At 62.4% G+C, this 4,961-nt stretch carries 4 protein-coding genes and 1 pseudogene; 2 read left to right on the forward strand and 3 right to left on the reverse strand.

What is annotated here, in order from left to right; translation table 11 throughout:
• Window positions 1-317 precede the first annotated feature (317 nt).
• A pseudogene (locus IBX54_RS12550) lies at window positions 318-593 on the forward strand (ISAzo13 family transposase); the annotation flags it as partial.
• Between the two features lie 48 nt (window positions 594-641).
• Here the strand turns inward: IBX54_RS12550 and IBX54_RS12555 are convergent.
• From IBX54_RS12555 to IBX54_RS12565, 3 genes are all read right to left on the reverse strand, one after another.
• A complete protein-coding gene (locus tag IBX54_RS12555) occupies window positions 642-2,873 on the reverse strand; it encodes a bifunctional (p)ppGpp synthetase/guanosine-3',5'-bis(diphosphate) 3'-pyrophosphohydrolase (protein WP_296542994.1) in 2,232 nt (743 codons plus the stop codon).
• 77 nt (window positions 2,874-2,950) lie between these two features.
• Window positions 2,951-3,079 carry a hypothetical protein gene (locus IBX54_RS12560; protein ID WP_296542995.1) on the reverse strand — a complete coding sequence of 43 codons (129 nt, stop codon included), beginning with the start codon at window positions 3,077-3,079 and terminating at the stop codon, window positions 2,951-2,953.
• 2 nt (window positions 3,080-3,081) lie between these two features.
• Window positions 3,082-3,987: an alpha/beta hydrolase gene (locus tag IBX54_RS12565; RefSeq protein WP_296542996.1), complete on the reverse strand. Its 906-nt coding sequence runs from the start codon at window positions 3,985-3,987 to the stop codon at window positions 3,082-3,084.
• 117 nt (window positions 3,988-4,104) lie between these two features.
• On the opposite strand from IBX54_RS12565, the gene IBX54_RS12570 reads away from it, so the two are divergent.
• Entirely contained in the window at window positions 4,105-4,875 is a 771-nt protein-coding gene (locus tag IBX54_RS12570; RefSeq protein ID WP_296542997.1) for a 3-hydroxybutyrate dehydrogenase, read from the forward strand.
• The last annotated feature ends 86 nt before the right edge of the window (window positions 4,876-4,961 follow it).

Consider the following 4,961-nt stretch of genomic DNA (forward strand, 5'->3'; position numbering starts at 1 on the left):
ACTCAAAATCGCCAAAATCCAATCAGGATTGCCTGCTTTTTAAGCAAATTCAAAGTTGGAAATTTTGAAATGCTGTGTCCGACAGGCTGCTAGGCGGCTGTGGTCCACCTGCACGACTTGGTCTTGGCCGAGCAGCTCGAACAACAACGCAACGCGTTTGCTCGACAGCCAAAGGCAATCAGGCCACGCGGCAAAACGACATGACGTTGTTGTTTCAGGATCGCAAAGCGCCACATTTCGTGGAGGTCACACCGCCTGATCATGGACGCATCGAGACCCGGCGCATCTGGTGCTCCAAGGCACTCAATGGGGTTCACCACTTTCCTCCAGGAACGAGCAAGTGGAACAAGATCGAACATCGCCTCTTCTCGTTCATCACCATGAATTGGCGTGGCCGTCCGCTGGTCAGTCATGAGGTCATCGTCAACCTCATTGCCAACACCAAAACGCGCAGTGGCTTGACAGTGCAAGCCGAACTCGACACCGCCGAGTATCCAAAAGGTTTGGTCATCTCGGATGCGCAGATGGCGGACATAAAAATTGACCGCAACGAATTCCATGGTGACTGGCACTACTGCATCCGGTCAGGCTGAATTGGATTGGTTATTTATTAACAGCCCCATAGGGAGCCGCGAATTAGCTTACCTGCGCCGCGCCGAGCGCACGCCGGGCAATTCTGCCACCAGGCCCAGCACCTTGTGCAGGCGGCCCGAGTCGGCGACTTCCACGGTAAAGGTCATCCACGCCGTGCCTTTGATGGACTGGGTTTGCACACCGATGACGTTCATTTTTTCCTTGGTGAACACCTCGGAGATGTCGCGCAACAGACCCTGGCGGTCTTGCGCCTGCACGGCCACATCAACCGGGAACACCGAACCACCGGCAGTTTGGTTCAGACCCCATTCGACGTCGATCAGGCGCTCGCCGTTTTTGGCGACCATTTCTTTTAAATTGGGGCAATCCGTGCGGTGCACACTGACGCCTTTGCCGCGCGTGACGAAGCCGCAAATGGCATCGGGCGGGGCCGGTTTGCAGCATTTGGCCATTTGCGTCATGAGCGAGTCCACGCCCACCACCAGCAGGCCGCCCTTGCTGGGGTTGCTGTCACTGCGCGGTTTGCGGATGAGCGGTGCCTCAAGGTCGTGCTGGGGCGGCTCGTCGGGGCGCAGCAATTGCTCGATGGCGCGTAGCGAAAATTCTTCCTTGCCGACCACTTCGAAGAGCGCGTCCGCCGAGGTGAAGCCGAGCTGTGCGGCCAGGTCGTCGAGCTTGAGGGCGGTCTTGCCCTCGCGCTGCAGCAGTTTTTCGACGGCTTCGCGGCCTTTGGCGGTGGTCTTGGCCAAAGCCAAAGCGTTGAACCAGGCCCGCACTTTGGTGCGGGCGCGGTGACTCACCAGGTAACCCTGCTCGGAATTGAGCCAGTCGCGCGAGGGGCCGCCCTCTTTGACCGTGATGACTTCCACCGTCTGGCCGTTTTTGAGCGGCGTGTTGAGCGGCACCATGACTCCGTCCACACGCGCGCCGCGGCAGCGGTGGCCCAGGCTGGTGTGCACGCTGTAGGCAAAGTCAACGGCGGTGGCGCCTTGGGGCAGCTCGACAATGGCGGCCTCGGGTGTCAGCGCGTAGATGAGGTCGTCGAACACGCCATGGGGCTGGGTGCCTGACAGGTCGCGCTCCCATTCGAGCAGTTGGCGCAGCACGGCAATTTTGGTCTCAAAAGCGCCGCTGGCCGAAACCCCGGCGTAGCCCTTGGCACCGGCCTCTTTGTAGGCCCAGTGGGCCGCCACGCCGTTTTCGGCATGGTCGTGCATGGCCTGGGTGCGGATCTGAATCTCGCAGACCTGGCCGCCGCTGTCGCGCACCACGGTGTGCAGCGACTGGTAGCCGTTGAGCTTGGGCTTGGCGATGTAGTCGTCGAATTCTTCCGGCAAGGGCGTGAAATGGCTGTGCACCCAGCTCAGGGCGGCGTAGCACTCGGGCACGCTGGCCACGATGACGCGCAGCGCACGCACGTCGTAAACGTGCGCAAAGTCAAGGCCCTTGCCGCGCATTTTCTTGATGATGCTGTAGATGTGTTTGGGTCGGCCCGACACCTTGGCGCTGAGGCCGGTGGCGTTGAGCTCAGACTCCAGCGTGGCGCGCAGGCGCTCGACATTGGCCTCGCGCTCGGCGCGTTTTTCGTCAAGCCATTTGGCCACCTGGCGGTAGGTGTCGGGCTCCTGAAAACGAAACGCCAGGTCTTCCATTTCCCACTTGATTTCCCAGATGCCCAGGCGGTTGGCCAGCGGCGCAAAGACCTGCAGCGCCTCGGCGGCAATGCCGTCGGGTACCGGCAATTTGCTGGCGGCAAAAAAGCGCAGGGTTTGCAGGCGCGAGGCCAGGCGCAGCATGACCACGCGCAGGTCGCGCGAGAACGCCAGCAGCATCTTGCGCACGTTTTCGGTCTGCAAGGTGTCGGCCTGCTGGTTCGCAGCGCTGCTGCGCGCCGACGCCAGTTGGGCCAGGCGCGCCTGGCGCTGCACCCGCACCAGCTTGGTGGTTTCCATGGCGAGCGCGGCAAAATTGTCGCCAAAGGCTTTGGCGATGAGCTCTTGCGGGCGGTTGAGGTGGTCGCAGGCATACACCAGGTAGCTGGCCGCCTGCATGGCTTCCGAGCCGCCAATGCTGCGCAGGATGTCGGCCACGGCATCGGCGTGGGCCAGTATGTTTTCACCCGTGTCGAGCAGTTCGCTGGCCAGCAGCGGCTCGGCAAAAGCGCGCGCGCGCACCAGTGTGTTGGCCTGCTCTGGCAGGCTGTGCGCGGTGGCCGCCACGACCGGCAATACGGGTTTGATGGCGCTGTTGTCAGAAGTAGCGGGTGCTTGGCTTTTCATTGAAATATTTTGCGTTGATCGTCATCATCATGGATTGCCACGTCGCTTCGCTCCTCGCAATGACGGTGCTAAAGCTGTCATTGCGAGCCCAAACGTGGCAATCCAGGGGTGTTGGACTCGTCATTGCGAGCGTAGCGCGGCAATCCAGGGATGCTGGACTCGTCATTGCGAGCGTAGCGCGGCAATCCAGGGGTGTTGGACTCCATGCTCATTCCAACAAAAACGACACCACGGCCTGCACCTGGTCGGGCGCGACAAAAGTGGGGGCGTGGCCGACACCGGCAAATTCGAGCAGGCGGGCTTGCGGGCCGCGCTGGGTCATGGCGCGCGCTGTGCCGGGTGACAACAAGTCTGAATCGGCACCGCGAACCAGCAGGGTGCTGGCCGTGATCTGGTCATAGGCTTGCCACAACAAGGCCTCGCCCTGCGCCGCAGACTCGGGCGTGACCGCCTTGAAGGGCTCGGCAAGGGCCGGGTCATAGTGCAGTGTCAGGCGGCCACTGCCATCGCCCAGGGGTTTGAGCATGGGTCGCGTCAGCGCCAGCCATTGCGCCGGGGTGTGCGGGCCGAAGCTGCTGGCCACCGCCCACAAGGCATCGGCCGCCAGCTGCTCGGTGGCAAAGGCACCGGTCTTGCCCAAGTACTGACCGATGCGCTGCAGCGCCTGCCATTCGATCACCGGGCCCACGTCGTTGAGCACCAGGCGGCGAACTTTTGCAAACGCGGGGGCTTCGGGCAGGCCGGCCACCACCATGCCGATGAGCCCGCCCATGCTGGTGCCAAGCCAGTCGAGCGTGCCGGGTTGCAACTGCTGCAGCAAGGCCAGCATGTCGGCCGCATAAAAGGGAATCTGGTAGCCAGACGGGTCTTTCAACCAGTCGCTTTGGCCGCGCCCGACCACGTCGGGGCAGACCACGCGCAGGCTTTGGCCGGTGTCGGCGGCGCGCTGGCACAGGGCTTGCGCCAGCACGTCGAAGTCGCGGCCCTGGCGCGTCAGGCCATGCACGCACAGCACCACATGGCTGCTGGCGGGCTCGCCCCATTGCCAATAGGCCATGCGGTGGCTGCCTTGAGCATCAGGGCAGTTGACAAATTCAAGAGTGGGTTCGAGCATGGCGAAGTCGGTAGGCAGGTTGGAGGCGGGATAATGGCTTGGTGGCATCCTAATTCAAACTCGGCCAGAACTCTTCCGGCGCGATCCAATCAACCATTTTTTTCGGAGAAATATCTCATGCTCAAAGGCAAAACAGCGCTTGTTACCGGCTCCACCAGCGGCATTGGTCTGGGCATTGCCAAGGCCCTGGCCGCCCAGGGTGCCAACATCGTCATGAACGGTTTTGGCGATGTGGATGGCCCCAAGGCAGCCATTGCTGCGCTGGGTGTCAAGGTGAGTTACCACGGCGCCGACATGAGCCGGCCTGACGAGATTGCGGCCATGATGGCGTTTGCCGCCGAGCAGTTCGGCCGGGTCGATATTCTGGTCAACAACGCCGGCATCCAGCACGTGGCGCGCATCGAGAACTTCCCCGCGGAGCGCTGGGACGCCATCATCGCCATCAACATGAGTAGTGCTTTTCACGCCACCCGCTTGGCGTTGCCGGCCATGCAGGCCGCGGGCTGGGGCCGCATCATTAACGTGGCCTCGGTGCACGGGCTGGTGGCTTCGGCTGAAAAATCGGCTTACGTCACGGCCAAGCACGGCGTGGTGGGGCTGACCAAGGTGACCGCGCTGGAGAACGCCTCCACTGGCATCACCTGCAACGCCATCTGCCCGGGCTGGGTGCTGACACCGCTGGTGCAAAAACAGGTGGACGCCAAGGCCGCCGCGCTGGGTGTGTCCAACGACGAAGCCAAAAAACTGCTGCTGGGCGAAAAAGAGCCATCACTGCAGTTCACCACCCCCGAAGAACTCGGCGCGCTGGCGGTGTTCTTCTGCTCGCCCGCCGGCAACAACGTGCGCGGCGTGGCCTGGAACATGGACGGCGGCTGGTTGGCGCAGTAAGGCGGGCAGGCCTCCCGCAAGGCGCGCCAGTTTCGTCATTGCGAGCCCCCCGTATCCGGCCCGATACCGCACACGGACCTTGAACA

Origin of the sequence: Rhodoferax sp., from assembly GCF_014859475.1 — a bacterium.
Classification (GTDB): Bacteria; Pseudomonadota; Gammaproteobacteria; order Burkholderiales; family Burkholderiaceae_C; genus Rhodoferax.

Excerpts from the sequence above, each read along its gene's own strand:
- IBX54_RS12555 (WP_296542994.1), bottom strand. The coding sequence starts at position 2,873 with ATGAAAAGCCAAGCACCCGCTACTTCTGACAACAGCGCCATCAAACCC.
- IBX54_RS12560 (WP_296542995.1), bottom strand. The coding sequence starts at position 3,079 with ATGGAGTCCAACACCCCTGGATTGCCGCGCTACGCTCGCAATGACGAG.
- IBX54_RS12565 (WP_296542996.1), bottom strand. The coding sequence starts at position 3,987 with ATGCTCGAACCCACTCTTGAATTTGTCAACTGCCCTGATGCTCAAGGC.
- IBX54_RS12570 (WP_296542997.1), top strand. The coding sequence starts at position 4,105 with ATGCTCAAAGGCAAAACAGCGCTTGTTACCGGCTCCACCAGCGGCATT.